This is a genomic window from Burkholderia sp. MBR-1 (genome assembly GCF_013822785.1).
Classification (GTDB): Bacteria; Pseudomonadota; Gammaproteobacteria; order Burkholderiales; family Burkholderiaceae; genus Burkholderia; species Burkholderia vietnamiensis.
Genome location: NZ_CP053609.1, coordinates 3,133,917 through 3,159,410, shown reverse-complemented (window position 1 = coordinate 3,159,410; position 25,494 = coordinate 3,133,917). Strand labels below are relative to the sequence as shown.

Genomic DNA, 25,494 nt, shown 5'->3' with positions numbered 1-25,494 from the left:
GGTAGGCGACGGAATCGGATGCGATGCTACACCACGTTGCCGAGCTGAAGGATGGGCAGATACATCGCGATCACGAGCGCGCCGACGAGTGCGCCAAGCACGATCACGATCAACGGTTCGCCGAGCGCCGCGAGCGCATCGAGGCGCGCGTCGAGCTGACGCTCGCAGAGCGACGCGATATCGGCCAGCATCGTGTCGAGCGCGCCGGTTTCCTCGGCGACGGCGATGGGCTGCACGACGTCGTCCGGAAAGCACCCGGCCGCGTGCATCGCATCGGCGAGCCGTACGCCGCGCAGCACGCGGGCCGCGATCTGCTCGGTGGCGCGCTCGAACACCGGATGGCCGGACGCGCGTTCGAGCGTCGCGAATGCGTCGGCGAGCGGCACGCCGGCGCCGAGCAGCGTCGCGAGCGAGCGACACCAGCGCGCGGCCGCGAACCGCGCGAGCGCACTGCCGACGACTGGCGCGTTCAACATCCGCTGCGCGACCGTGTAGCGCAGTTGTGGCGAGCGCCGCAACGCGTGGCGCGCAGCGAGCGCCAGCGCGGTCGCAACGGCGACGAACGTGCCGCCCCAGGCCGAGGTCGCGGACGAAACGGCGAGCAGGGCGCGGGTCGGTGCGGGCAAGGCGGCGCCGAAGCCGTCGAAGATCTGCCGGAAGGTCGGGACGACCCACACCATCAACGCCGCCGAGATCGCGAGCGCGAACGCGATGACGGCGACCGGGTACGTGAGGGCGGCGCGTGCCTTGCGCCACTGTGCGTCGGCGCGCTCGCGGTGCTCGGCGACGCGGGTGAGCACGGTGCCGAGCGCGCCCGACGCCTCGCCGACTTCGATCAGTTGCCGATACAGCGTGCCGAACTGCGCCGGATAGCGCCCGAGGGCGACGGCCAGACGCTGCCCGCCGACGATCTCGAGCGCGAGACCCGCAGCGATGCGCGGCATCCCGTCACGCGTGCGGGTGCGCGCGAGCATCTCGAGCGACGGTGCGAGCGGCAGCCCGGCTTGCAGCAAGCTCGCGAGCTGACGCGTGAAGCGCGTCACGTCGCGTGTGCCGGCGGCGGGCGGCCGCGCGGCGCCGCGCGCGTCGAGCGCGAGCACCGCGATACCGTCCCGCGCGAGCGCGGCACGCGCGGCGGCCGCGTCGAACGCGATGACGTGGCCGCGGCACGCGCTGCCGTCGCGACGACGGCCGCGCCATGCGAACCGGGTTTCCTGACGGGGCGCGCGCATCGCGGTCATGCGTCCGGCGTCGCGGCAAGCGCTTCCGCGATACTCGTCGTGCCGTCGCGAACGTGCGCGAGCGCCGCGTCGCGCAGGTTGCGCACGCCTTCGGCCGCGGCGCATTGCGCCAGCGCACCGACGCTTGCGCGCGCGACGATGCGCTCCGCCATCTCGGCCGACACCGGCATCGTCTGATGCAGACCGATCCGCCCTCGATAGCCGATGCCGTGGCAGGCGGCACAACCGCGCGCGACGAACGGCCGCCAGCCGGACGCCAGCGCGGCGGCATCGCAACCGGCTTCGCGTAGCACGCTTGCCGGTGCATCGGAACGCACGCGGCACGCGGTGCACAGGCGCCGGACGAGGCGCTGCGCGGTCACGAGGCGCAACGCGGCCGCAAGGTTGTACGGCGCGACGCCGATGTCGAGCAGCCGTGCGACCGCTGCCGGGGCGTCGTTCGTATGCAGGGTCGACAGCACGAGGTGGCCCGTCTGCGCGGCCTTCAGCGCGACGTCGGCCGTCTCCGCATCGCGAATCTCGCCGACCATGATGACGTCCGGATCCTGTCGCAGCAGCGCACGCAGTGCGGTGGCGAAGGTGAGGCCGGCCTTTTCCGCGACGCCGACCTGGTTGATGCCGTCGAGCTGGATCTCGGCCGGATCCTCGACCGTGCAGACGTTGTGCGCGTCCCGATCGAGCATCTGCAGCGCGCAATAGAGCGACAGCGTCTTGCCGCTGCCGGTCGGCCCGGTCACGAGCACGAGGCCGTGCGGCGCACGTATCGCGGCCTCCATCGCCGCGGCCTGACGCGCGTCGAAACCGAGGCGCGCGAGCGTGAGGTCGGGCGGCAGCGTCTCGAGGCGGCGCAGCACGAGCTTCTCGCCGAACAGCGTGGGCAACGAGCTGACCCGGTAGTCGCCGCGCTTGCCGGCGTCGATCGCAATGCGCAGCCGGCCGTCTTGCGGAAGCCGCCGCTCGGCGATGTCCATCCGGGCGAGCACCTTGATCCGCGTGACGACCGCGTCGCGCAGATGAACCGGCGGGCGCAGGTGCTCGTGCAGCACGCCGTCGATGCGCAGCCGGATGCGCCAGCCCGTTTCGAACGGTTCGACGTGGATGTCGGACGCGTCGCGTACGCGCGCGGCATGCAGCGTATCGGTGAGCAGCCGTACCGCGGGGGAGTCGTCGAGCTGCGCGGCATCGAGCGAGCGCGGCGGCGCGGCCGACGACGCGGCGGAGGAGAGCGGCGGCCGCTGCATGTGCAGCGGCGCCGCGGGAGGGGGCGATTGCATGTGAGCCGGCGCTGGGCCGCCTGTTGATCGTGACCGGGAAATGGTCGCGTATCGCGAGCGGCGCCGACAGTAGGCCGTTCGGCTAGCGCACCGCCCTGGCGCGCGCGACGCGCGGCTTGAACAGTTTGACGGTGCGCACGGCCTGATCGTCGCTGCGCATCACCTCGAGCATCACGCCGCCGATTTTCACGCACACGTCGCCTTCCGGAATCTCCTCGAGGATCTCGAGAATCAGCCCGTTGAGCGTCTTCGGCCCGTCGGTCGGCAGTTGCAGATGCAGCCAGCGGTTCAGCTCGCGCAGCGGCATGCTGGCGGCGACGATGCATTCGCCGCTGTCGTTCCAGCCGCCCGCGCGTTCGCCGCGCGGCATCGACGTCGTGAATTCGCCGATCAGCTCCTCGATGATGTCCTCGGGCGTCACGAGCCCTTCGAGTTCGCCGTACTCGTTGACGACCAGCGCGGTGCGTTGCCGGCTTTCCTGGAAGTACTGGAGCTGCTGGACGACCGGCGTGCCGGACGGCACGTAGTAAGGCTCGGCGAGCAGCGTGCGCAGCATTTCGCGGTCGAAGTCCTGGTTGTGCAGCGCCGTCAGCGTCTTGCGCACGTGCAGCACGCCGAGCACCTTGTCGATGTCGCCTTCATACACGACGAGACGATTGTGATAGCAGGTCTCGATCTGATGCAGGACTTCGTCGAACGGCGCGTAGAAGTTCAGCGACTCGATCTGCCGCCGCGGCACCATCACGTCGTCCACCGTGATGTTCTCGAGGTCGAACAGGTTCAGCAGGATGCTGCGGTGCTTGGTCGGCATGAAGCTGCTCGATTCGAGCACGATCGCGCGCAGTTCGTCGGCCGACATGCGCTGGTCGCGGCCGCTCTTCGTGTTGATGCGCAGCACCCACAGCACGCCGTTGGCGAGCGCGTTGACGAACCACACGACCGGCTTGAACACGCGCATCAACGGCGCGATCACGAGGCTCGCCGGCAGCGCGATGCGCTCGGGAAAGGTCGCGCCGACGATTTTCGGCGCGATTTCCGCGAACACGATGATCAGGAACGCGACGATCCCGGTCGCGATCGACAGCGCGAGGTTGTTACGGCCGAACGTGTGCAGCGCGAGCGACGTCGTGAGCACCGGGATGATCGTGTTGAACAGGTTGTTGCCGATCAGGATCACGCTGAGCAGCAGATCGGTGCGCGTCAGCAGGCCTTGCGTGGTTTTCGCGCCGAGCGCGCCCTGGCTGGCGAGATGCTTCAGCCGATGGCGGTTGAGCGCCATCATCGCGGTCTCGGAAATGGAAAAGAAGCTGGAACAGAGGAGAAGCAGGAAGACGGCGCCGATTTGCGCCCATAAGGGAATTTGGTCCACGCGTCGGAAAGGGCAGTGAAGACAGGGATGGAGGGAATATAGCAGAGGCCGACGGCGGGGATGTGTCGCGCGCGGCACGCCGGTTCGTGTGAACGGCGAAAAAGGAGTCGGAAGACGTACGCGGTGCACGTCCGGTCAAATCGCGGTCGGGCCGCGGGCATTCGATTGCGCTGCAGCCGCGGTCGTCGGAGTCGTCCCGCGTACAAGCCGTAAACCGACGATTCAGCCCATTTTCACTGCGAAGCGCGGTTCGGAAGGCCGGACCACTTGTCGCCCGAGCCGGAGGTCAGCCTTTGCTTCCGGGTAGCGCGCATTCAGTGCGCGCATCTCCAGCGGCCCGACGTCATGCGGTCGTTACGAAAAGTGCTCGATGAATGAATCGGTGATGGCCTTGACGACATGGTCGCCCACATGCAGTGCTGCATCGTCGTCGTTGCCGTAAAACGGTCCCACATGGCCGCCGAGCCAGCGCACGATTTCGAAGCTCGGCCAATAGATGACATCGGGATTGCTCGTAACGAATTCGTGGGCGACGACACGGAGCGTCGATTTGGAAATGCAATCGGCCTGTATCGCGGATTTGAACTCGAACGTGGTTTTCAACGGTACGGGGCTGACCGTAAGCACGACCTTGACGTCGGGGTTCAACGCCTTGATATTCGCGACGATGTAGTCGAGATTGTCCAGATTTTGGCCGACGGTGGTAGTCCGGAAGTCGTACATCTCTGCGAATGCTCGCGAGCCCAGTGCCGAACTGGAAGGCATCACGAATTCGCCGGATTGCCGGTCGAAGAAGGCGGGCGCAACGCCCAGCGTGTAGACGAACACCTTCGCGGCGGCCAGACGCGCCCGGAGATTCTCCGGGGTGATGTTGAGGGACGCAAAGAGCTCGTCGAGGCGCTCCTTGCTCTGGCCGGTGCATTGGCCCAACGCCCAGTCCACCATCTTGCGGTTTGCGAAGCTCGAATTGATGTGTTCGACGACTTCGAAGAAATCGGCCTGATAGCCCCGTTCGATGAGACGTACGGCGATCTCTCTCGCAAAGCACGAGCCCAGAGTAAAAAAGCGGGTTTCCTTGTCGATGAAGCGTTGCTTCGGCAAGCCATCCAGCAAGCTCGTCCGGATTACGGCCGAAAGGTCGCCCCTCATTTCACGCGTGCTGGGATACTTCGCTCGTGCAATGCTCTTTCGCCGGGTGCCGTCCGAAAGCACTTTGCGGGAAAGCTCGACATCGGTCTTGTTGACGATGGCGGGGTTGAGCGTTCGTGCGTGGTCGATAAGCGCGACGGCTTCTTCAAGATCGTCGTCAGCGCGGAGTTGCGAGAGCTTTGCGTAGTGATCGGCATTCGCCGGATCGATCTTGATGAGCCAGCGATAGGCGAACTCCGCATCCTCCGGCGGCCCGACATAGCTTGCCGCTGTCGCCAGGATCTCCAGGCAGACTTTCAGTTGCGGCCAGGCCGCGGCCTGCGGCGTATTCTCGACGAGACGAAGTGCGTTTTTTGCATGGTCTCGCCGAATCGCCCAACTCTTGTGGAGGCCGGGATACCGCAACGCATCGAAGCAACCGAGAAAGAAGATTGCATCCGGATTCCGCTGGTCCTGGATGAGCGATTGCCGAAGATGCTCGACAGCAAGGTCTAGCTGCCCCGTCTGGCCATAAAGAATGCCGAGAAGGAGATTCGCTTCATGATCTGAACCGTCGATCTGCTCGTTGCCCAGCTGCGCAATGACAGCGTGCGCACCAACGTTTCCGGCGAGCGCCTGTTTTGCCTGATTCTTCCAGCTACTGATATCCACTTGACCTTCCCGTATCGAGCGTTGCGCTCTTCGATCGACTGTCCGGCTGGGCGTCGAACGGGGGCGGCGAGACGAAGATCGTCTCGCGCATCAAGTCCGTTCAGTCGCTATGTCGATGATTATCGGCATTGTGCGAGCCAAACTTAATACCGGTCGGTGCGGGCGCCGGATGGCAAGCGGGATGCTGGTCAATGCGAGTGATTGAGCGGTGGGCTGCGCGTGGCGTTCGGCGATTGCCGCCGATTGTATGGTCCGGGTTACGACGTTCGGATGAGCAGATCGCGCGGACGGTGTCTGGGCGCGTCGTTGACGGTATCGATACGATGGCGGCGGATCAATGAAAAAAGCCTCACGAACCGAATGGATTCGCAAGGCTTTATCAAAGGTTTGCACTATGTATGCTGCTGTAGTGCTGCAACGACGGCGATACTTTCCAGTCGCTGACTTTAACCAAATTCTGGTCGGGGTGAGAGGATTCGAACCTCCGGCCTCTACGTCCCGAACGTAGCGCTCTACCAGGCTAAGCTACACCCCGAATTTCTGCTGGTCCGACTTCGCTTTCTTGGTGAAGATCGCTGCGTCGTCTCAGGCAAGAACGTAACTATAACGATGTTTTTTCTAAAAGGGAATACCCTGGCGAAGAAATTTTTTCGGGGCAGGGTATTGCGTCCCGTGCGCGGCGTGTTTTACGACTGCCGCGACGTCGAGTACGAGCACAGCCCGAGCAGGCTCTCCTTGTAGATGGAGTCGGGAAACGTGGCGATCGCGGCGGCGGCAGCCTGCGCTTCCTGGCGTGCGCATTCGAGCGTATGGTCGAGTGCGCCCGAACGCGTGATCGCCTCGAAGATCGTGTCGAAGCGATCCGTGCCGCCTTGCTCGATCGCCTCGCGCGCAAGCGCCGCTTGCTCGGGCGTGCCGCGTTCGATCAGATAGATGAGCGGCAGCGTCGGCTTGCCTTCGCGCAGATCGTCGCCGGCATTCTTGCCCATCGCTTCGGCGGTGCCCGCATAGTCGAGCCAGTCGTCCATGATCTGGAATGCGGTGCCGATGCGGCGGCCGTATTCGGCCGCGGCGGCTTCGGTCGGCGCGTCGGCGCCCGACAGCACCGCGCCCAACCGGGCCGATGCCTCGAAGAGCTTCGCGGTCTTGTAGCGGATCACCTGCATGTAGCGCGACTCGTCGACGTCCGCGTCGTGCATGTTCAGCAACTGCAGCACTTCGCCTTCCGAGATGATCGTCGTCGCTTCCGACAGAATTTCCATCACGCGCATCTTGCCGACGCCGACCATCATCTCGAACGAGCGCGAGTACAGATAGTCGCCGACCAGCACGCTGGCCGCGTTGCCGAACAGCGCGTTGGCCGTCTGCCGGCCGCGTCGCAGTTCGGATTCGTCGACGACGTCGTCGTGCAGCAGCGTGGCCGTATGGATGAACTCGACTACGGCGGCCAGCACGTGCCGCTGGTGCGAGGTCTCGCCGAGCGCGCCGGCCACGAGCAACAGCAGCGCCGGACGCAGCCGCTTGCCGCCCGCACCGATGATGTACTCGGCGATCTGGTTGATCAGCAGCACGTCGGACGCGAGGCTTTGCCGGATAACGCGATTGACCTGCTCCATGTCGCTGGCGATCGGAGCGAGCAGGTGGGCGGCGCTGAGGGTGGGGGAGGCGGTGGACGACGACATGATGATCGAAATGGGTGATGCGGCGGATTATAAGTCGAATCCGCCATATGCCGGTCTGTCCGACGTGAGCGGCCCGCGATTTTGGCCATCCGGCCAGGGCTTGCGCGCGGCAATCGTGGATCGGCTTTGACTCGGCCGCTAACCCCATGTATAATCACGTGTTTTCCGCGCGTGGTGTGCGGAAAAATTGGATCCAGAGTGAGGTTCTCAATGTACGCGGTCATAAAAACCGGCGGCAAGCAGTACAAGGTTGCCGTTGGCGAAAAACTCAAAGTAGAACAGATACCGGCTGACATTGACGCTGAAATCACGCTCGACCAGGTTCTCGCAGTGGGCGAAGGCGAATCGATTAAGTTCGGTACGCCGCTGGTCAGTGGGGCTTCCGTCAAGGCCACCGTCGTGTCGCACGGTCGTCATGCCAAGGTCACCATCTTCAAGATGCGTCGCCGGAAGCACTACCAAAAGCACGGCGGCCACCGCCAGAACTACACTGAGCTGCGCATCGACGCGATCAACGCGTAAGCGCCTCGGTAAAGGAGCAATCAGATGGCACACAAAAAGGCAGGCGGCTCTTCCCGGAACGGCCGCGACTCCGAGTCGAAACGTCTCGGCGTGAAAGTGTACGGCGGCCAGGCGATCAACGCCGGCGGCATCATCGTGCGTCAGCGCGGTACGCGCATGCACGCTGGCGAGAACGTCGGCATGGGCAAGGATCACACCCTGTTCGCGCTGGTCGACGGTCACGTCAAGTTCGCGACCAAGGGCGCGGACAAGAAGCACTTGGTCATCGTTGTCCCGGCGGCTGCCTAAGTCAAGGCACCACGGGCTTCGTAGCCGAAAGGCCCCGCAGTCTTCGCGGGGCCTTTTTTTATTTGGCCGCCGCGCGCAGGTGCGCGCCGGCGGCTGTCGCGAACGGCGGGCAATCGGCCGAACGGCAGATTGTTCAAGCGTGCCGGCGCGCGGCACAATAGCGGAAATACTGGTCGGAGTGACGAATGAAGTTCATTGACGAAGCACGAATCGAAGTCATCGCCGGCGACGGAGGCGATGGCAGCGCGTCGATGCGCCGCGAGAAGTTCGTTCCGTTCGGCGGGCCGGACGGCGGCGACGGCGGCCGGGGCGGTAACGTCTACGCGATCGCCGACCGCAACATCAACACGCTGATCGACTACCGTTACGCGAAGAAGCACATGGCGCGCAACGGCGAAAACGGTCGCGGCTCCGATTGTTACGGCAAGGGCGGCGACGACATCACGCTGCGCATGCCGGTCGGCACGGTCGTGACCGACATGGACACCGGCGAGCTGATTGCCGACCTGACCGAACACGATCAGCAGGTGATGCTCGCGAAGGGCGGCTCCGGCGGCCTCGGCAACCTGCATTTCAAGTCGAGCACCAACCGGGCGCCGCGCCAGAAGACCGACGGCAAGCCCGGCGAGCGGCGCATGCTGCGGCTCGAACTGAAGGTGCTCGCCGACGTCGGGCTGCTCGGCATGCCGAACGCCGGCAAGTCGACCTTCATTTCATCGGTGTCGAACGCGAAGCCGAAGATCGCCGACTACCCGTTCACCACGCTCGCGCCGAACCTGGGCGTCGTGCGCGTCGGCCCGAGCAAGAGCTTCGTGATCGCCGATATTCCTGGGCTGATCGAAGGCGCGGCCGAAGGCGCGGGCCTCGGCCACCAGTTCCTGCGGCACCTGCAGCGCACCGGCGTGCTGCTGCATCTCGTCGACCTCGCTCCGTTCGACGAAAGCGTCGATCCGGTCGCGGAAGCGAAGGCGATCGTCGGCGAACTGCGCAAGTATGACGAGGCGCTCTACGAAAAGCCGCGCTGGCTCGTGCTGAACAAGCTCGACATGGTGCCGGAAGACGAGCGCGACGCGCGCGTTGCCGACTTCCTCGAGCGTTTTGGCTGGGACGGCCCGGTGTTCCAGATTTCGGCCCTGACCGGCCAGGGCTGCGAAGCCCTGTGCTATGCGATCTACGATTACCTTGCCGAGCATTCGGACGCGCATCGCGCGGCGGAAGAGGAAGATCTGGCCGCGGACGTGCGCTTCCGCGATGCGCCGCCGAGCGACGGCGGCGCAACCTCAGGCGGCGATGCCTGAGCGAGCCCGTCACGCACCGGGCGCTGCGCCCGGTGCCGGAAATTCATCGCGCCCGGCCGGGGCATGCATCAGACAGGAGACAGCGCACGATGCGTTCGATCATCGCGGATTCGAAGCGATTGGTGGTGAAGGTGGGTTCAAGCCTCGTGACCAACGACGGCAAGGGCCTCGATCATGCGGCAATCGGCCGCTGGGCGGCGCAGATCGCTGCGCTGCGCGCGCAGGGCAAGGAAGTGGTGCTGGTCAGCTCGGGCGCGATCGCCGAGGGGATGCAGCGTCTCGGCTGGAACAAGCGTCCGCGCGAAATCGACGAATTGCAGGCCGCCGCGGCGGTCGGGCAGATGGGGCTCGCGCAAGTCTACGAAAGCCGCTTCACCGAGCATCACATTCGCACCGCGCAGATCCTGCTCACGCATGCCGACCTGGCCGATCGCGAGCGCTATCTGAACGCGCGCTCGACGTTGCTCACGCTGCTGCGCCTCGGCGTCGTGCCGATCATCAACGAGAACGACACGGTGGTCACCGACGAAATCAAGTTCGGCGACAACGACACGCTCGGCGCGCTCGTCGCGAACCTGATCGAAGGCGATGCACTGATCATCCTGACCGACCAGACGGGGTTGTTCACCGCCGATCCGCGCAAGGATCCGAACGCAACGCTCGTCGCGGAAGCGAGCGCAGGCGCGCCGGAGCTCGAGTCGATGGCGGGCGGCGCGGGGTCGAGCCTCGGCCGCGGCGGGATGCTGACGAAGATCCTCGCAGCGAAGCGCGCCGCGCACAGTGGCGCGAACACCGTGATCGCGAGCGGCCGCGAGGCCGACGTGCTGGTGCGGCTGGCCGCGGGTGAGGCGATCGGCACGCAGCTGATCGCACGGACCGCGCGGATGGCCGCGCGCAAGCAATGGATGGCCGATCATCTGCAGGTGCGCGGGCACGTCGTGATCGATGCGGGCGCAGTCGAGAAGCTGAGGGACGGCGGCAAGAGCCTGCTGCCGATCGGCGTGATCGACGTGCAGGGCGCGTTTGCACGCGGCGAGGTGATCGCGTGCGTCGGCCCGGACGGGCGTGAAGTGGCGCGCGGCCTCACGAACTACAGCAGCGCGGAAACGAAGCTGATTCACCGCAAGCCGAGCGGCGAGATCGAGACGGTGCTCGGCTACATGCTCGAACCCGAGCTGATTCACCGCGACAACCTCGTGCTGGTCTGATCGTCCGGCGCACGACCGGCCGCAGCCGTGCATGAAAAAGCCCGCGCGGACGCGGGCTTCTGTACGACGCCGCAAGCCGCCTGAGCGGCCCGTGTCCTGCGCTCAGCGCAACTGGCTCATCGCGGTGCGGTGGAACTTGATGTTCTCGAGGATCTGGCGGGTCGTGCCCTGCGGCATCTTGTTCGCGCAGAAATAATCCTGGTACAGCGCCGAGTGGTACGAGTTCAGCTCGCCGTTCTCGATGCGGCGCCAGTCGTTCTCGACCGTGCGGTCCCAGCCGTCGTGATCCGAATTCAGCCCCGCATACTGACGCCATTCGTAGGTGTCGCAACGGATGCCTTCGTAGTTCACGTTACGCGCGCCGGCCGGACTCGTGATGACCACCGCATAGCGCACGACGCCGTCGGTGCCGACCGCGAGCGACTTGGCATCGACGAAGAACTTCAGCGGCGTGTTCTGCGACACGTTGAACGGCAGCAGATCGGCGGCTTGCGGAAGCGGCGGCAGCGTGTCGACCGCGTTTTCCTTCCATTCGCCCTGACGGTCCAGCAGATACACGAACGCGCTGTCGTCCTTGTTGGTCGGCGCGTTCGAGTGGGCGCAGCCGGCCAGCGCGGCCGCCGCGACGATCGACGCGAGCGCGAGAGCAATCGCTTTCAATATGCATTCCTCGTAAAAAAAGGGCGCGACACCAAGGTCGCGCCCGGTCATGCAGTCCAACTCGTCATTTGCCGATGATCACGCGGGGCGGCATCTCGTCGAGCGTGCGCGCCTCCACTTCGATCTCGGAACAGACCACCGATGTGTCGACAATCGTCAGCGTCTGCTGGGCCGGCGCGCCGCCGATGCGCGGATAGCGCAACGGGCGCGGCCCGCGCGGCTTCTCGGCTCGCTGCGCCGGGCGGCGCAGGAAGCGCGACAACTCCGTCAGCGCCAACTGATAGACATCCCGCTTGAACTCGATCACCGCATCGAGCGGCACCCAGTACTCGTTCCAGCGCCATGCATCGAACTCCGGGTGATCGGTCGCGCGCAAGCAAATATCGCAATCGCGTCCGACCATCCGCAGCAGGAACCAGATCTGCTTCTGGCCGCGGTAATGGCCGCGTACTTCGCGTTTGATGAACTTGTCAGGCACCTCGTAACGCAACCAGTCGCGGGTGCGGCCGATTATCTTGACGTGTTCCGGATGCAGGCCCGTCTCCTCGTGCAGTTCCCGGTACATCGCCTGCATGGGGGTCTCGCCGTACTTGATCCCACCTTGAGGAAACTGCCAGGAATGCTCGCGGAGCCGCTTGCCCCAAAACACCTCGTTGCGCGCGTTCAAGAGGATGATGCCGACGTTCGGGCGAAAGCCTTCACGATCCAGCATACAACCACCTTCGAATCCTTTAAAATTGCTTTGATTATAAACAGATAACGGGCGCTGCGCACCGTGACGGAGCGAATCCGCGCGGGGTTTGCCGGCCGAAGTGTCCCTGATTTGTCTGCTAAGTCGTCTGCGCCACCGTCGTTCGCCGCGCGCAGCTTTTTCACCTTGAAACTTTTTCGGGCGCCCCGCCTGGGCGCCGTATTTGGAACCGTCCGCATGAAAGCTTCCCGTTTCTTTATCGGCACCCTCAAAGAGGCACCGGCCGACGCAGAGATCGTCAGCCACAAGCTGATGGTGCGCGCCGGCATGATTCGTCGTGTCGCCGGTGGCATCTATAACTACCTGCCGATCGGCCTGCGTTCGATTCGCAAGGTCGAGGCGATCGTGCGTGAGGAAATGAACCGGGCCGGCGCCCTCGAGCTGCTGATGCCGGCCGTGCAGCCGGCGGAGCTGTGGCAGGAATCGGGGCGCTGGGAGCAGTACGGCCCCGAGCTGCTGCGCTTCAAGGATCGCAAGGACAACGACTTCGTGATCGGGCCGACGCACGAGGAAGTGATCACCGACATCGCGCGCAACCAGATCAAGAGCTACCGGCAGATGCCGGTGAACTTCTATCAGATCCAGACGAAGTTCCGCGACGAGATCCGCCCGCGCTTCGGCGTGATGCGCGGCCGCGAATTCCTCATGAAGGACGCGTATTCGTTCGACAAGGACGCGGCCGGCCTTAACGAGTCGTACCGCAAGATGTACGACGCGTACGTGCGCATCTTCACGCGCCTCGGCCTCGAGTTCCGTGCGGTCGCGGCCGACAGCGGCTCGATCGGCGGCAACTTCTCGCACGAGTTCCACGTGATCGCCGATACCGGCGAGGACGCGATCGCATACTGCCCGACCTCCGAATTCGCGGCGAACATCGAAGCCGCTGAAGCGCTGCCGCTGATCGCCGAACGTGCGGCGCCGGCCCAGGCGATGGAGAAGGTCGCGACGCCCGGCAAGGCGAAGTGCGAAGCGGTGGCCGAGCTGCTGGCGATCCCGCTCGAGCGCACGATCAAGTCGATCGTGCTCGCGACCGACAACGAAGGCGCCGAGCCGACCATCTGGCTCGTGATGCTGCGCGGCGACCACGATCTGAACGAGATCAAGGTGTCGAAGCTGCCGGGCCTGAAGAACCACCGCTTCGCGACCGAGCAGGAAATCGTCGAGTGGTTCGGTACGCCGCCGGGCTATCTCGGCCCGGTCGGCACGAAGAAGCCGGTGAAGGTGATTGCCGATCGCACGGTCGCGAACATGAGCGACTTCGTGGTCGGCGCGAACGAGGTCGACTATCACATCGCGGGCGTGAACTGGGGCCGCGATCTGCCGGAGCCGGACGTCGCCGACGTGCGCAACGTGAAGAAGGGCGATCCGTCGCCGGACGGCAAGGGCGTGATCGACATCTGCCGCGGCATCGAGGTCGGCCACGTGTTCCAGCTCGGCACCAAGTACTCGGAAGCGATGGGCGCGACGTTCCTCGACGAGTCGGGCAAGCCGCAGCCGATGCTGATGGGCTGCTACGGCGTCGGCGTCACGCGCATCCTGGGCGCGGCGATCGAGCAGAACTTCGACGACAAGGGCATCATCTGGCCCGAGTCGATCGCCCCGTTCGAGCTCGTGCTGTGCCCGATGGGCTATGACCGCAGCGAGATGGTGCGCGAGGCCGCCGACAAGCTGTACGCGGAACTGACGGCGGCTGGCGTCGACGTGATCCTCGACGATCGCGGCGAGCGCCCGGGCGTGATGTTCGCCGACTGGGAACTGATCGGCGTGCCGCATCGCCTGGTGATCGGCGAACGCGGGCTGAAGGACGGCAAGGTCGAGTACCAGGGCCGCCGCGACGCCGAAGCCACGCTGCTGCCGGCCGATGCGGCTGCTGCGACGGTGACGGAGAAGATCCGCGCCGCGCTCGCGCACTAAGCGCGACGGCGGGAGCGCGCGGTGGAATACACCTTCCTGTCGGCCACCGTGCTGCTCGTGCTGATCACGGATCCGCTCGGCAACATCCCGCTGTTCATCACGGCGATGCGCGACGTGCCGCGCGAGCGGCGCGTGAAGCTGATCCTGCGCGAAGTGGGAATCGCGTTCGTGATCCTGCTGTTCTTCATGGTGGTCGGCGACCGCTTCCTGCGGATGATGAGCCTCACCGACCTGTCGCTGCGGCTGGGCGGCGGGATCGTGCTGTTCCTGATCGCGCTGCGGATGATCTTCCCGCATCCGGACGGCGCGCTCGGCAGCGATCCGCGCGCGGGCGGCGAGCCGTTCATCGTGCCGCTCGCGATTCCGGCGCTCGCCGGGCCGTCCGCGCTCGCGACTGTGATGCTGCTCACGTCGCAGGCGCCCGGCAAGATGTTCGAATGGGTCGGCGCGCTGACGGTCACGATGCTCGTCTGTGCGGTCACGCTGGTGCTCGCCGAGCGCATCCAGCAGTGGCTCGGCGAGCGGACCGTCGCGGCGTTCGAGCGGCTGATGGGGCTCGTGCTCGTCGCGATTTCGGTCGAGATGCTGCTGGCCGGCGTGCGCGCCTTCGTGCATCAGCTGTAACGCCGGCGGCGCGTGCCGACGAAAAAAAGCGGCGCACCGGGTTCCCGGTGCGCCGCTTTTTCTTTACGACGGGGCGATCAGACGTTCGCGGTCAGCGCGCGGATCGTCGGCAGGTTGCGCCAATAGCCCTTTGCGTCCATCCCGCAGCCGAACACGTAGCGGTCGGGCACGGCGAAGCCGCAGAAGTCCGGGTGCAGCGGCTTGGCCTTCGCGAGCGTCTTCTCGCACAGCACGGCCGACATGAAGCGCTTCGCGCCCATCTCGAGGATGCGATCGCGGATCGCGGCCATCGTCTCGCCTTCGTCGAGGATGTCGTCGAGCACGAGCACGATGCGGTCCTTCACCGATTCGCGCGGCGCGACGCGCCAGTGCATCTCCGGGCTGCCCTGCGTCGTGTTGCGGTAGCGGGTCAGGTGGATGTAGTCGAACTCCAGCGGGAAATCGAGGTGCGGCAGCAGCATCCCGGTAAACACGGCGGCGCCGCCCATCACCGACAGGACGAGCGGGAACGCATCGCCGATCTCGGCGCGGATCGCGTCGGCCATGCTGGAGATCGACGCGTTGACGGCGTCAGCGGAGACGATCTCTTCGGAGTGGTCGAAAATGTGGAGGGCTTCTTCGCGGTTCATGGCTTCTGGCGGGACGGAGTCGGTATACAAATAAGGATGAAGCAGAACGGGCGGCGCGCGCTACGGCAAAAACCCGCGCGCCGGCCCACGGGCGCGATCAGCGCATGCCGGGCATCATGCCCTTCAGGCCGCGCATCATCTTGTGCATGTTGCCGCCCTTCAGCTTCTTCATCATCGTGCGCATCTGATCGTACTGGTTCAGCATCCGGTTGACTTCCTGCACCGGCACGCCGGCACCGGCCGCAATGCGGCGCTTGCGCGTCGCCTTGATGATCTCGGGTTTCGCGCGCTCGGCGGGCGTCATCGAGTTGATGATGCCTTCCATCCGGCGGATCGACTTCTCGGCCTGGCCCATGTCGGCACCGGCCGCCGCCTGCTGGAACTGCGCGGGCAGCTTGTCCATCAGCGACGACAGGCCGCCCATGTTCTTCATCTGCGAGATCTGCGCGCGGAAATCGTTCAGGTCGAAGTCGCCGCCTTTCTTCACCTTGTCGGCGAGCTTCTGCGCGGCCTGCACGTCGACGCCGCGCTGCGCCTCCTCGACCAGCGCGAGGATGTCGCCCATGCCGAGGATCCGGTTCGCCATCCGGTCCGGGTGGAACACTTCGAGACCGTCGAGCTTTTCGGCGACGCCGACGAACTTGATCGGCTTGCCGGTCACGTGACGCACCGACAGCGCGGCGCCGCCGCGCGAATCGCCGTCGAGCTTGGTGAGCACGACGCCCGTGAGCGGCAGCGTGTCGTTGAACGCCTTCGCGGTGTTGACGGCGTCCTGGCCGAGCATCGCGTCGACGACGAACAGCGTTTCGGCCGGCTTCAGCACGCCGTGCAGCGCGGCGATCTCCTGCATCATCGCTTCGTCGATACCGAGACGGCCGGCCGTGTCGACGATCAGCACGTCATGGTAGTGGCGCTTCGCCCAGTCGACGGCGGCAAGCGCGATGTCGACGGGCTTCTGGTCCGGCGTCGACGGGAAGAAATCGGCGCCGACCTGTTCGCTCACCGTTTTCAACTGCATGATCGCGGCCGGGCGATAGACGTCGCACGAGACGGTCAGCACCTTCTTCTTGTACTTCTCGCGCAGCAGCTTCGCGAGCTTGCCGACGGTCGTGGTCTTGCCGGCGCCTTGCAGGCCGGCCATCAGGATCACGGCGGGCGGCGTGACGGCGAGGTTCAGCTCGGCGGCCTTGCCTTCGTAGTCGCCGCCGATCACGGCGGTGAGTTCCTTCTGGACCACGCCGACGAGCGCCTGCCCCGGCGACAGGCTGCTGATCACTTCCTCGCCGAGCGCCTTTTCCTTGACCTTGGCGATGAATTCGCGGACGACGGGCAGCGCGACGTCGGCCTCCAGCAGCGCGAGACGCACCTCGCGGAGCATCTCCTGGGTGTTCGCCTCGGTAAGCCGGGCTTCGCCGCGCAGCGTCTTGACGACGCGCGCCATCCGTTGAGTGAGATTGTCGAGCATGGGGAGCGTTGGACAGTGGGGGCCCGAAGGCGCGACGGAAACCGGATGAACGGACCGTCGCGAGGAGGGGGCCTAGTGTAAACTTCGAACATGGATATTGTACTGTATGCCCTCACCGCGTTCCTGTACGGCGGCCTGGCCGTCGCAGGCTGGCGCACGCACCGTCAGGTCGCCGCGCCGCTCGTCGCGAGCGTGCCGGCCGTGCCGGTTCCGGCGTCCGCCGCCTCGGGGATGAGCGCCGCCGGCCGCGCGCTGCTGCTTGCCGCGCTCGTCGCGCACGGCGTGCTGCTGCACATGACGATCTTCCCGCACGACGCGATGGTCTTCGGCTTCGCGTTCGCGCTGTCCGCGATGTTCTGGCTCGGCGCCGGCATCTACTGGATCGAGAGCTTCTTCTTCCCGCTCGACAGCCTGCGCCTGCTGGTGCTGCCGCTCGCCTGCGGCGCGTCGCTGCTGCCGCTCGTGTTCGGCGGCGTGCGGGTGCTGCCTTATGCCGCAGCGCCGCTGTTCAAGCTGCACTTCCTGATCGCCAACATCGCGTACGGGCTGTTCGCGATCGCCGCGCTGCACGCGATCCTGATGCTGATGGTCGAGCGGCGCCTGCAATCGCTGCGCAACGGCGGGCGCGACGGCTCGACCGGCTGGATCGCGAGCTGGCTCGAAACGCTGCCGCCGCTGCTCACGCTCGAGAAGCTGCTGTTCCGCCTGATCGGCGCCGGCTTCGTGCTGCTCACGCTGACGCTCGCGTCGGGCATTCTGTTCAGCGAGCAGATCGACGCGCGGGCGATGCGGCTCGACCACAAGACCGTGTTCGCGGTGCTGTCGTGGCTGATGTTCGGCGGCCTGCTGGTCGCGCACAAGACGTCCGGATGGCGCGGGCGCGGCGCCGCGCGCTGGGTGCTCGTGTCGTTTGGCGCGCTGCTGCTCGCGTATGTCGGCAGCCGGTTCGTTTTCGAGGTGCTGCTGCACCGTTCCGTGGTTTGAACGCAGGTTACCGATGCGACAGATTCTCCTCCTGATCCTTCTTTTCTTCGCGGGCTCGTGGCTCGCGCGCAAGCTGCGCCAGGCCCAGGATCACGCGCACGCGCGCACCGGCCGCGGCGCCGGCTACGGCGGCGGCCAGGCAGGCCCGGGCGCCGACACGCGCTCGCTGCCCGAGCCGATGGTGCGCTGCGCCGAGTGCGGCGTGCATGCGCCGAAGGGCGATGCGGTCGCGGGGGGCGGCGAATACTTCTGCAGCGCCGAGCATGCGCAGCGCCATCGCGCCCGCGCGAGCGACACCGATGCACGATGAGCGGCGCACGATGAGCGACGCAGTACGGTTGTCGGTCGACGCGGACGGCTGGGTGCGCGAAGCGCGCCATGCGCGCTCGCCGAACTTCGAGGCGCGGCCGGCGGGTGCGGTGCCGACGCTGCTCGTCGTTCACAACATCAGCCTGCCGCCCGGCGAATTCGGCGGCGACGCAATCGAGGCGCTGTTCCTGAACCGGCTCGATTGCGATGCGCACCCCTATTACCAGAGTCACCTGCGCGGCGTGCGCGTGTCGGCGCACTTCCTGATCCGCCGCGACGGCGAGCTCGTCCAGTTCGTGTCGTGCGACGAGCGCGCGTGGCACGCGGGCGCGTCCGAGTTCTTCGGCCGCCCGCGCTGCAACGACTTTTCGATCGGCATCGAGCTCGAAGGCGCGGACGACGTGCCGTTCGACGCCGCGCAGTATGCGACGCTCGGCGCGCTCGCGCGCACGCTGGCCGCGCGTTATCCAATCGCTGCGGTGGCCGGGCATGCCGACATCGCGCCCGGCCGCAAAACCGACCCCGGCCCGCATTTCGATTGGCAACGCTTCGCAGGCGATGCCGGCTTTCCCGCCGAATACTTTCCTTTCCGTCAGCACTGAGCGCAGGGTTTTTGAACCGGCGAAATTTTTTTTCCGGACCAATGCCTTGTCACGTCTGCGCCTGCGCGGCGCGGGTGTGATGTCAAGACCTCAGGCGCAAATTATCCGTTTGGACGTCGTTCGAATGTCCACTATACTTGGTGCCTGTTGAGTAGTTCTGTACTAGATATAGTGTGTGCCGCAGGGAAAACCCGAGCGGCACCGGCCGGCTGGCCAAGCCGGCGGGCAGGGTTCTCAGGGCGGCGTGCCAGGCCGGGCGGTCCGGGCGTCGCGATCAAGCGCAGCGAACTTCGACGGGGCGGAGTACACATGACGAAGCACACGACCGGCTCGGTTGTCGCGCATCGGCCGAACCGGCTTTCCCGACGCATCGCTCGCCTCTTACCGCTCGCGCACCGCATTGCGCAGCGTTCGTTCTAATCCGCGGTTCTCTCCGCACCATCCCACACCAGGAGCTTTGCACATGCAAACCACCGACAACGCGACGTCCCAGTACGAGAGCGCCTCGAGCCGTCCGCTCGGCGGGACCGAACAGGGCGCGCAGGCGCTCGCGCCGCAGGCCACGTTCGCCGACTACAAGGTGATCCGCCGCAATGGCAGCGTGGTGTCGTTCGAGCCTTCGAAGATCGCGATCGCGGTGACCAAGGCTTTCCTGGCCGTCAATGGCGGGCAGGGCGCGGCATCGGCGCGCGTGCGCGAACTCGTCGAGCAGCTCACGCACAACGTCGTGCGTGCGCTGGTGCGCAGCCGTCCGAACGGCGGCACGTTCCATATCGAAGACATCCAGGATCAGGTCGAGCTCGCGCTGATGCGCGGCGGCGAGCACAACGTCGCGCGTGCGTACGTGCTGTATCGCGAGAAGCGTCACCTCGAGCGCCAGCACGCGGGCGAGGAAGCGGCGGCAGCGGGCGCCGAGTCGAACACCGGCATCAACGTCGTCGACAACGGCGTCACGCGTCCGCTCGACATGAACGCGCTGCGCGCGCTGATCGTGTCGGCCTGCGACGGCCTCGGCACTGCGGTAAACGCTGATCCGATCGTCGCCGAGACGGTGAAGAACCTGTACGACGGCGTGCCGATGAGCCAGGTCTACGACTCGGCGATCCTCGCTGCGCGCACGATGATCGAGAAGGATCCGGCGTACAGCCAGGTCACGGCCCGCATCCTGCTGCACACGATCCGTCGCGAGATCCTCGGCGAGGAAGTCGTCCAGGCCGACATGTCGGCGCGCTACGCGGAGTACTTCCCGCAGTTCCTGAAGCGCGGCGTCGACGCCGGCTTGCTCGACGACAAGCTGCTGCAGTTCGACCTGAAGCGTCTCGGCGAAGCGCTGGACGCGAATCGCGACCTGCAGTTCGGCTACCTCGGCCTGCAGACGCTGTACGACCGCTACTTCCTGCACGTCGACGGCACCCGCATCGAAATGCCGCAGGCATTCTTCATGCGCGTCGCGATGGGCCTGTCGCTGAACGAGATCGACCGCGAAACGCGCGCGATCGAGTTTTACAACGTGCTGTCGAGCTTCGACTTCATGAGCTCGACGCCGACGCTGTTCAACTCGGGCACGCACCGTTCGCAGCTGTCGTCGTGCTACCTGACGACGGTCGCGGACGACCTCGACGGCATCTACGAAGCGCTGAAGGAAAACGCGCTGCTGTCGAAGTTCGCCGGCGGCCTCGGCAACGACTGGACCCGCGTGCGTGCGCTCGGCTCGCATATCAAGGGCACGAACGGCAAGTCGCAAGGCGTGGTGCCGTTCCTGAAGGTCGTCAACGACACGGCCGTCGCGGTCAACCAGGGCGGCAAGCGCAAGGGCGCGGTGTGCGCGTACCTCGAATCGTGGCACCTCGACATCGAGGAATTCCTCGAGCTGCGCAAGAACACCGGTGACGACCGTCGCCGCACCCACGACATGAACACGGCGAACTGGATTCCCGACCTGTTCATGAAGCGCGTGATGGAAGGCAGTGACTGGACGCTGTTCTCGCCGTCGACCTGCCCGGACCTGCACGACAAGTTCGGCGCCGATTTCGAGAAGGCTTACACGGCTTACGAAGACAAGGTCGCGCGCGGCGAGATCAAGCTGTTCAAGAAGATTCCGGCGCAGCAGCTGTGGCGCAAGATGCTCGGCATGCTGTTCGAGACGGGCCACCCGTGGATCACGTTCAAGGATCCCTGCAACGTGCGCTCGCCGCAGCAGCACGTCGGCGTCGTCCACTCGTCGAACCTGTGCACGGAAATCACGCTGAACACGAGCGACACCGAAATCGCGGTGTGCAACCTCGGCTCGGTGAACCTCGTCGCCCACCTGGTGAAGCAGGCCGACGGCAGCTACGCGCTCGACCACGACAAGCTCAAGCGCACGATCAGCGTCGCGATGCGCATGCTCGACAACGTGATCGACATCAACTACTACGCGGTGCCGAAGGCGCGTAACTCGAACCTGAAGCACCGTCCGGTCGGCATGGGCATCATGGGCTTCCAGGACTGCCTGCATCTGCTGCGCACGCCGTACGCGTCGGAAGCGGCCGTCGAGTTCGCCGATCGTTCGATGGAAGCGGTCTGCTACTACGCGTACTACGCGTCGACCGAGCTGGCCGAGGAGCGCGGCCGCTACTCGAGCTACCGCGGCTCGCTGTGGGATCGCGGCATCCTCCCGCAGGACACGCTGAAGCTGCTCGCCGAAGCGCGCGGCGGCTACGTCGAAGTCGACACGTCGGAGTCGCTCGACTGGTCGACGCTGCGTTCGCGTATCGCGGCGCACGGCATGCGCAACTCGAACTGCGTCGCGATCGCGCCGACGGCGACGATCTCGAACATCATCGGCGTGTCGGCTTGCATCGAGCCGACCTTCCAGAACCTCTACGTGAAGTCGAACCTGTCGGGCGAATTCACGGTGGTGAACGAGTACCTCGTGCGCGACCTGAAGGAGCGCGGCCTGTGGGACGAAGTGATGGTCGCCGACCTGAAGTACTTCGACGGCATGCTGTCGCGCATCGACCGCATCCCGGCCGACCTGCGCGCGATCTACGCGACCGCCTTCGAAGTGGATCCGACGTGGCTCGTCGAAGCGGCATCGCGTCGCCAGAAGTGGATCGACCAGGCGCAGTCGCTGAACATCTACATGGGCGGCGCGTCGGGCAAGAAGCTCGACGAGGTCTACAAGCTCGCATGGCTGCGTGGTCTGAAGACGACCTACTACCTGCGCACGATGGCAGCCACGCACGTCGAGAAGTCGACGGTCGCGCACGGCGCGCTCAACGCGGTGCCGACGAGCGGCGGCTCGAGCAGCGGCGGCGCGCAAGGCGCAGCGGGCGGCTTCGGTGCGGCGGGCGGCGACGTGTCGTCGGGTGGGCTCAACGCAGCAGCGCTCGCGCCGGTCGAAGCAGACGGCCCGGTGTGCACGATGCGTCCGGGCGACCCCGGCTTCGACGAATGCGAAGCTTGCCAGTAACGCGGCGCGCATGAGTTGAAGCAGTTCGGGCGACGCGCACGACAGCCGATCGAGGTTGAAGTGTGCGTCGCTCTCTACTAAAAAAATGATAAGGAATCTGCAACGCGGCACATGCGTTGCAGGCAGCGACAAGCGATCGAAACATCCCCGACGACGTCGCGTTTCGATCAGCGTTCGATGCGTCGAGCGCACCTCGCGATACATGCGCGATACGCGTCGCACTCTGCATGAACGACGATGCGTTGCTCAAAGTGTTGTATCGAGGTCGCAACGCGAATCGAAAAAAGGATTTTTCGTGAGCGAACCCTTTTATCGCTCAGGAAAAGATGGTACAAACCGTTCTAAATTGATGGTGACAATTTATGCTCAACTGGGATGACGAGAAGACTGCCGTAACCCCCGCGAGCGGAGCGCAGCAAAACGCGATGCGCACCTCCGCAGGGATGGCCGTCGGACTGCAGGCTGCAACGCCTGCCGCCCATCAGGTCCGTGACATTTTCGAAGGCGATCTTGCGGTGCCGCCGCAAGCACCGGCTGTTCCCGCCGGCGGTTCGGAAGCGCGGGTCAACGTTGCGGACAAGCGCATCATCAACGGCCAGACTGACGTCAATCAGCTGGTGCCGTTCAAGTACAAGTGGGCGTGGGAAAAGTATCTGGCCGGTTGCGCGAACCACTGGATGCCGCAGGAAATCAACATGTCCCGCGACATCGCACTGTGGAAGGATCCGAACGGTCTGACCGAGGACGAGCGCCGCATCGTCAAGCGCAACCTCGGCTTCTTCGTGACCGCCGATTCGCTCGCTGCGAACAACATCGTGCTCGGCACGTACCGCCACATCACGGCGCCCGAGTGCCGGCAGTTCCTGCTGCGCCAGGCGTTCGAAGAGGCGATCCACACGCACGCGTATCAATACATCGTCGAATCGCTCGGCCTCGATGAAGGCGAGATCTTCAACGCGTACCACGAGGTCGCGTCGATCCGCGCGAAGGACGAGTTCCTGATTCCGTTCATCCATACGCTGACCGACCCGGCCTTCAAGACCGGCACGCTCGAAGCGGATCAGAAGCTGCTGAAGTCGCTGATCGTGTTCGCGTGCATCATGGAAGGCCTGTTCTTCTATGTCGGCTTCACGCAGATCCTCGCGCTCGGCCGCCAGAACAAGATGACGGGTGCTGCGGAGCAATATCAGTACATCCTGCGCGACGAGTCGATGCACTGCAACTTCGGCATCGACCTGATCAACCAGATCAAGCTCGAGAACCCGCATCTGTGGACCGCCGAATTCCGCGCGGAGATCCGCGAGCTGTTCAAGCATGCAGTCGAACTCGAATACCGCTACGCCGAGGACACGATGCCGCGCGGCGTGCTGGGTCTGAACGCGTCGATGTTCAAGAGCTATCTGCGCTTCATCAGCAACCGCCGTTGCCAGCAGATCGGCCTCGATCCGCTGTACCCGAACGAAGAAAACCCGTTCCCGTGGATGAGCGAAATGATCGACCTGAAGAAGGAACGCAACTTCTTCGAGACGCGAGTGATCGAGTATCAGACGGGCGGCGCGCTGTCCTGGGAATAACCCGCAGCAGCGAACCCGTCACATGATGGAGTAGCCGGCGGCCTCTCGGCCCCGGCCCAAGGTTTAGGAGCAAGAACGCCTGATGCAAAGCATGCCCGGTGCCTTAACGGCCCAACGACATCATCGGCACTTTGCGAACCCTTCAGTGGGATGGGCAAACTTCCCTCCGGAAAAAGCGGACGGCCGTGTGGCCGTCAGCTTGATCAAGCGATTAGGGGTAGCGGCGCGGGGTGCGCCGGCTACCGACTTGATTTGGCGCGCGAGGCCATGGGGTCACGCGCGCCATACCGTATTCATTAGCGTAAGCGCGCAGTATCCGCGTACGCCGATGAATAGCCCGCTTCGAAGCGCACGTCCTGAACAGCGTCCGCGGGAAGCGGGTTTTGACGAAGGGTGTAGTTTGAACTGACTCTCATCTGAACCTGAAGGAGAACAACATGGCTACTGCCAAGAAGAAACCGGCTGCCAAGAAGGCTGCTGCTAAGAAGACCGTTGCGAAGAAGGCAGCTGCGCCGGCAAAGAAGGCCGCTGCAGTGAAGAAGGTCGCTGCGAAGAAGGTCGCGGTGAAGAAGGTTGCAGCGAAGAAGGCAGCGCCGGCGAAGAAGGCTGCTGCGAAGAAGGCAGCACCGGCGAAGAAGGCCGCTGCGAAGAAGGTTGCAGCCAAGAAGGTCGCAGTGAAGAAGGTTGCTGCGAAGAAGGCAGCACCGGCGAAGAAGGCCGCTGCGAAGAAGGTTGCAGCCAAGAAGGTCGCAGTGAAGAAGGTTGCTGCGAAGAAGGCGGCACCGGCGAAGAAGGCTGCTGCAAAGAAGGCAGCACCGGCCAAGAAGGCTGCAGCGAAGAAGGCCGCACCGGCGAAGAAGGCTGCTGCGAAGAAGGCAGCGCCGGCCAAGAAGGCTGCGCCTGCGAAGAAGGCTGCCGCACCGAAGGCTGCTGCACCTAAGGCCGCTGCGCCGAAGGCTGCCGCAGCACCGAAGGCTGCTGCTCCGGCGAAGAAGGCCGCTGCTCCGAAGAAGGCCGTCGTGAAGAAGGCCGCACCGGCAACCACCGCGTCGACCGCATCGGTTGCGCCGGCATCGGGCGTGAAGACGGCGCTCAACCCGGCAGCGGCATGGCCGTTCCCGACGGGCAGCCGTCCGTAATCGCGGCTGACCAGCATCACCCGGACACTCATGTGGTGTCCGCGGGTTGAGTAGCGCTACTCAATCGGTCCCGCCATCTGGCCTGGATGGCGGGATTTTTTTCGCCCGTACGCGGCCGGGCATGGACGTGATGCGCGGAGCGTGGACGAAAAAAAACGCATGTGCGACTTCGCACATGCGTTCGACCGCGGCTTGCGCCGCGTGCTGAGGATGCTCGTTAGTGCGTGACGCGCGTGACGCCGCCGCTCGACAGCAGTCGTACGCGCTCGCCTGCGCGGAAGACTTCGCCGCTGGCTGCTTGCGTGATCGAGCGCAGGTCGCCGTTGTCGAGGCGAACGGTGATTTCGACGCCGTTCGCGGTACTGAGGTTTTCTCCGACCGCGTTGCCCGCCACCGCGCCGACCAGGCCGCCTGCGATCGCCGTCAGGATCGAGCCCTTGCCGCCGCCGATCGCGCTGCCCGCGACCGCGCCGAGTGCGCCGCCGCCGAGCGTGCCGATCGCGCTGCCGCCGCCGTCCGACTGGATGCGCACCGCACGCACGCTTTCGACCGTGCCCATGCGAACCGTCTGTTCGCGCTGCGCCTGGCCGACGCTATAGACGTCGGCCGAACCGGGCGCGGTGAAGCAGCCCGCGAGAGTCAGGGTGGCCGTCAGCATCGCCGCGAGCGTGAGGGTTTTCTTCGTCAACATCTTTGCTCTCCAACAG

The 25,494-nt window shown here is 65.2% G+C and carries 24 protein-coding genes and 1 tRNA gene; 14 read left to right on the top strand and 11 right to left on the bottom strand.

The annotated features are described in order from the left end of the window. Positions 1-26: 26 nt before the first annotated feature. The 6 genes from MBR110_RS14600 to MBR110_RS14575 all read right to left on the bottom strand — a co-directional run bounded on the left by MBR110_RS14600 (position 27) and on the right by MBR110_RS14575 (position 7,366). Positions 27-1,241: a type II secretion system F family protein gene (locus MBR110_RS14600; RefSeq protein ID WP_059735986.1), complete on the bottom strand. Its 1,215-nt coding sequence runs from the start codon at positions 1,239-1,241 to the stop codon at positions 27-29. Then, positions 1,238-2,515 carry a GspE/PulE family protein gene (locus MBR110_RS14595; RefSeq protein ID WP_043290764.1) on the bottom strand — a complete coding sequence of 426 codons (1,278 nt, stop codon included), beginning with the start codon at positions 2,513-2,515 and terminating at the stop codon, positions 1,238-1,240. The genes MBR110_RS14600 and MBR110_RS14595 overlap by 4 nt, the downstream gene beginning before the upstream one ends. Positions 2,516-2,597: 82 nt before the next feature. After that, complete coding sequence (locus tag MBR110_RS14590; RefSeq protein WP_181709107.1) at positions 2,598-3,884, bottom strand: HlyC/CorC family transporter; 1,287 nt, start codon at positions 3,882-3,884, stop codon at positions 2,598-2,600. 354 nt (positions 3,885-4,238) lie between these two features. Further along, a complete protein-coding gene (locus MBR110_RS14585) occupies positions 4,239-5,684 on the bottom strand; it encodes a GSCFA domain-containing protein (RefSeq protein ID WP_060081787.1) in 1,446 nt (481 codons plus the stop codon). 458 nt (positions 5,685-6,142) lie between these two features. Beyond that, a tRNA-Pro gene (locus MBR110_RS14580) sits at positions 6,143-6,219 on the bottom strand. A gap of 151 nt (positions 6,220-6,370) precedes the next feature. Next, positions 6,371-7,366 (bottom strand): polyprenyl synthetase family protein, encoded by a 996-nt coding sequence (locus MBR110_RS14575; RefSeq protein WP_011883197.1) that lies wholly within the window; start codon positions 7,364-7,366, stop codon positions 6,371-6,373. On the opposite strand from MBR110_RS14575, the gene MBR110_RS32115 reads away from it, so the two are divergent. The 5 genes from MBR110_RS32115 to proB all read left to right on the top strand — a co-directional run bounded on the left by MBR110_RS32115 (position 7,365) and on the right by proB (position 10,682). Then, positions 7,365-7,496: a hypothetical protein gene (locus tag MBR110_RS32115; protein ID WP_257786154.1), complete on the top strand. Its 132-nt coding sequence runs from the start codon at positions 7,365-7,367 to the stop codon at positions 7,494-7,496. The two genes, MBR110_RS14575 and MBR110_RS32115, sit on opposite strands and share 2 nt — an antisense overlap. 80 nt (positions 7,497-7,576) lie before the next feature. Beyond that, on the top strand, positions 7,577-7,888 hold the full coding sequence (gene rplU, locus MBR110_RS14570) for a 50S ribosomal protein L21 (RefSeq protein ID WP_006025184.1): 312 nt from the start codon (positions 7,577-7,579) through the stop codon (positions 7,886-7,888). A 24-nt stretch (positions 7,889-7,912) separates the two neighbouring features. Continuing rightward, on the top strand, positions 7,913-8,176 hold the full coding sequence (rpmA, locus tag MBR110_RS14565) for a 50S ribosomal protein L27 (protein ID WP_006476999.1): 264 nt from the start codon (positions 7,913-7,915) through the stop codon (positions 8,174-8,176). A 185-nt stretch (positions 8,177-8,361) separates the two neighbouring features. Further along, positions 8,362-9,474 carry an Obg family GTPase CgtA gene (gene cgtA / locus MBR110_RS14560; RefSeq protein WP_011883198.1) on the top strand — a complete coding sequence of 371 codons (1,113 nt, stop codon included), beginning with the start codon at positions 8,362-8,364 and terminating at the stop codon, positions 9,472-9,474. An 89-nt stretch (positions 9,475-9,563) separates the two neighbouring features. After that, positions 9,564-10,682, top strand: a complete 1,119-nt coding sequence (gene proB / locus MBR110_RS14555) for a glutamate 5-kinase (RefSeq protein WP_011883199.1) — start codon at positions 9,564-9,566, stop codon at positions 10,680-10,682. 102 nt (positions 10,683-10,784) lie between these two features. Here the strand turns inward: proB and MBR110_RS14550 are convergent, their stop codons facing one another. Together MBR110_RS14550 and MBR110_RS14545 are read right to left on the bottom strand one after the other, a co-directional pair. After that, positions 10,785-11,393 (bottom strand): CNP1-like family protein, encoded by a 609-nt coding sequence (locus MBR110_RS14550; RefSeq protein ID WP_011883200.1) that lies wholly within the window; start codon positions 11,391-11,393, stop codon positions 10,785-10,787. A 13-nt stretch (positions 11,394-11,406) separates the two neighbouring features. Next, positions 11,407-12,054 carry an RNA pyrophosphohydrolase gene (locus tag MBR110_RS14545; protein ID WP_011883201.1) on the bottom strand — a complete coding sequence of 216 codons (648 nt, stop codon included), beginning with the start codon at positions 12,052-12,054 and terminating at the stop codon, positions 11,407-11,409. A 216-nt stretch (positions 12,055-12,270) separates the two neighbouring features. Here MBR110_RS14545 and MBR110_RS14540 point away from each other — a divergent pair, with 216 nt between their 5' ends. Continuing rightward, on the top strand, positions 12,271-14,007 hold the full coding sequence (locus tag MBR110_RS14540) for a proline--tRNA ligase (RefSeq protein ID WP_011883202.1): 1,737 nt from the start codon (positions 12,271-12,273) through the stop codon (positions 14,005-14,007). Between the two features lie 21 nt (positions 14,008-14,028). Further along, a complete protein-coding gene (locus tag MBR110_RS14535) occupies positions 14,029-14,631 on the top strand; it encodes a MarC family protein (protein WP_011883203.1) in 603 nt (200 codons plus the stop codon). A 77-nt stretch (positions 14,632-14,708) separates the two neighbouring features. On the opposite strand, the gene MBR110_RS14530 is transcribed toward MBR110_RS14535, so the two are convergent. Both MBR110_RS14530 and ffh read right to left on the bottom strand, forming a co-directional pair. Further along, the gene (locus MBR110_RS14530; RefSeq protein ID WP_011883204.1) at positions 14,709-15,260 is read right to left on the bottom strand and encodes a hypoxanthine-guanine phosphoribosyltransferase; all 552 of its coding nucleotides are present in this window, start codon (positions 15,258-15,260) and stop codon (positions 14,709-14,711) included. Positions 15,261-15,357: 97 nt separating this feature from the next. Beyond that, positions 15,358-16,725, bottom strand: coding sequence for a signal recognition particle protein (ffh, locus tag MBR110_RS14525; RefSeq protein ID WP_011883205.1), 1,368 nt, complete (start codon positions 16,723-16,725; stop codon positions 15,358-15,360). A 90-nt stretch (positions 16,726-16,815) separates the two neighbouring features. Here ffh and MBR110_RS14520 point away from each other — a divergent pair, with 90 nt between their 5' ends. The 7 genes from MBR110_RS14520 to MBR110_RS14490 all read left to right on the top strand — a co-directional run bounded on the left by MBR110_RS14520 (position 16,816) and on the right by MBR110_RS14490 (position 24,787). Beyond that, positions 16,816-17,709 (top strand): cytochrome C assembly family protein, encoded by an 894-nt coding sequence (locus tag MBR110_RS14520; RefSeq protein WP_176044267.1) that lies wholly within the window; start codon positions 16,816-16,818, stop codon positions 17,707-17,709. Positions 17,710-17,722: 13 nt separating this feature from the next. Continuing rightward, on the top strand, positions 17,723-18,019 hold the full coding sequence (locus MBR110_RS14515) for a PP0621 family protein (RefSeq protein ID WP_011883207.1): 297 nt from the start codon (positions 17,723-17,725) through the stop codon (positions 18,017-18,019). 10 nt (positions 18,020-18,029) lie between these two features. Beyond that, on the top strand, positions 18,030-18,620 hold the full coding sequence (ampD, locus tag MBR110_RS14510; RefSeq protein WP_034194192.1) for a 1,6-anhydro-N-acetylmuramyl-L-alanine amidase AmpD: 591 nt from the start codon (positions 18,030-18,032) through the stop codon (positions 18,618-18,620). Between the two features lie 463 nt (positions 18,621-19,083). Next, positions 19,084-22,074, top strand: coding sequence for a ribonucleoside-diphosphate reductase subunit alpha (locus MBR110_RS14505; protein ID WP_011883209.1), 2,991 nt, complete (start codon positions 19,084-19,086; stop codon positions 22,072-22,074). 362 nt (positions 22,075-22,436) lie between these two features. Beyond that, positions 22,437-23,648 carry a ribonucleotide-diphosphate reductase subunit beta gene (locus MBR110_RS14500; RefSeq protein ID WP_011883210.1) on the top strand — a complete coding sequence of 404 codons (1,212 nt, stop codon included), beginning with the start codon at positions 22,437-22,439 and terminating at the stop codon, positions 23,646-23,648. 82 nt (positions 23,649-23,730) lie between these two features. Further along, positions 23,731-24,057, top strand: coding sequence for a hypothetical protein (locus MBR110_RS14495; RefSeq protein WP_011883211.1), 327 nt, complete (start codon positions 23,731-23,733; stop codon positions 24,055-24,057). A gap of 28 nt (positions 24,058-24,085) precedes the next feature. Continuing rightward, positions 24,086-24,787, top strand: a complete 702-nt coding sequence (locus MBR110_RS14490) for a histone H1-like DNA-binding protein (protein ID WP_011883212.1) — start codon at positions 24,086-24,088, stop codon at positions 24,785-24,787. Between the two features lie 217 nt (positions 24,788-25,004). On the opposite strand, the gene MBR110_RS14485 is transcribed toward MBR110_RS14490, so the two are convergent. Further along, positions 25,005-25,478 carry a glycine zipper 2TM domain-containing protein gene (locus tag MBR110_RS14485; protein ID WP_011883213.1) on the bottom strand — a complete coding sequence of 158 codons (474 nt, stop codon included), beginning with the start codon at positions 25,476-25,478 and terminating at the stop codon, positions 25,005-25,007. Positions 25,479-25,494 lie beyond the last annotated feature (16 nt).

Bases quoted from the DNA above. Each gene is read 5' to 3' on its own strand.
- MBR110_RS14530 (WP_011883204.1), bottom strand. From the start codon at position 15,260: ATGAACCGCGAAGAAGCCCTCCACATTTTCGACCACTCCGAAGAGATC.
- MBR110_RS14600 (WP_059735986.1), bottom strand. From the start codon at position 1,241: ATGACCGCGATGCGCGCGCCCCGTCAGGAAACCCGGTTCGCATGGCGC.
- MBR110_RS14540 (WP_011883202.1), top strand. From the start codon at position 12,271: ATGAAAGCTTCCCGTTTCTTTATCGGCACCCTCAAAGAGGCACCGGCC.
- proB (WP_011883199.1), top strand. From the start codon at position 9,564: ATGCGTTCGATCATCGCGGATTCGAAGCGATTGGTGGTGAAGGTGGGT.
- ffh (WP_011883205.1), bottom strand. From the start codon at position 16,725: ATGCTCGACAATCTCACTCAACGGATGGCGCGCGTCGTCAAGACGCTG.
- MBR110_RS14505 (WP_011883209.1), top strand. From the start codon at position 19,084: ATGCAAACCACCGACAACGCGACGTCCCAGTACGAGAGCGCCTCGAGC.
- MBR110_RS14595 (WP_043290764.1), bottom strand. From the start codon at position 2,515: ATGCAATCGCCCCCTCCCGCGGCGCCGCTGCACATGCAGCGGCCGCCG.
- MBR110_RS14545 (WP_011883201.1), bottom strand. From the start codon at position 12,054: ATGCTGGATCGTGAAGGCTTTCGCCCGAACGTCGGCATCATCCTCTTG.
- MBR110_RS14550 (WP_011883200.1), bottom strand. From the start codon at position 11,393: ATGACCGGGCGCGACCTTGGTGTCGCGCCCTTTTTTTACGAGGAATGC.
- MBR110_RS14500 (WP_011883210.1), top strand. From the start codon at position 22,437: ATGCTCAACTGGGATGACGAGAAGACTGCCGTAACCCCCGCGAGCGGA.
- MBR110_RS14490 (WP_011883212.1), top strand. From the start codon at position 24,086: ATGGCTACTGCCAAGAAGAAACCGGCTGCCAAGAAGGCTGCTGCTAAG.
- MBR110_RS14575 (WP_011883197.1), bottom strand. From the start codon at position 7,366: ATGTCGTCGTCCACCGCCTCCCCCACCCTCAGCGCCGCCCACCTGCTC.
- MBR110_RS14495 (WP_011883211.1), top strand. From the start codon at position 23,731: ATGCAAAGCATGCCCGGTGCCTTAACGGCCCAACGACATCATCGGCAC.
- MBR110_RS14520 (WP_176044267.1), top strand. From the start codon at position 16,816: ATGGATATTGTACTGTATGCCCTCACCGCGTTCCTGTACGGCGGCCTG.
- rpmA (WP_006476999.1), top strand. From the start codon at position 7,913: ATGGCACACAAAAAGGCAGGCGGCTCTTCCCGGAACGGCCGCGACTCC.
- MBR110_RS14515 (WP_011883207.1), top strand. From the start codon at position 17,723: ATGCGACAGATTCTCCTCCTGATCCTTCTTTTCTTCGCGGGCTCGTGG.
- MBR110_RS32115 (WP_257786154.1), top strand. From the start codon at position 7,365: ATGATGATCGAAATGGGTGATGCGGCGGATTATAAGTCGAATCCGCCA.
- MBR110_RS14485 (WP_011883213.1), bottom strand. From the start codon at position 25,478: ATGTTGACGAAGAAAACCCTCACGCTCGCGGCGATGCTGACGGCCACC.
- ampD (WP_034194192.1), top strand. From the start codon at position 18,030: ATGAGCGACGCAGTACGGTTGTCGGTCGACGCGGACGGCTGGGTGCGC.
- rplU (WP_006025184.1), top strand. From the start codon at position 7,577: ATGTACGCGGTCATAAAAACCGGCGGCAAGCAGTACAAGGTTGCCGTT.
- cgtA (WP_011883198.1), top strand. From the start codon at position 8,362: ATGAAGTTCATTGACGAAGCACGAATCGAAGTCATCGCCGGCGACGGA.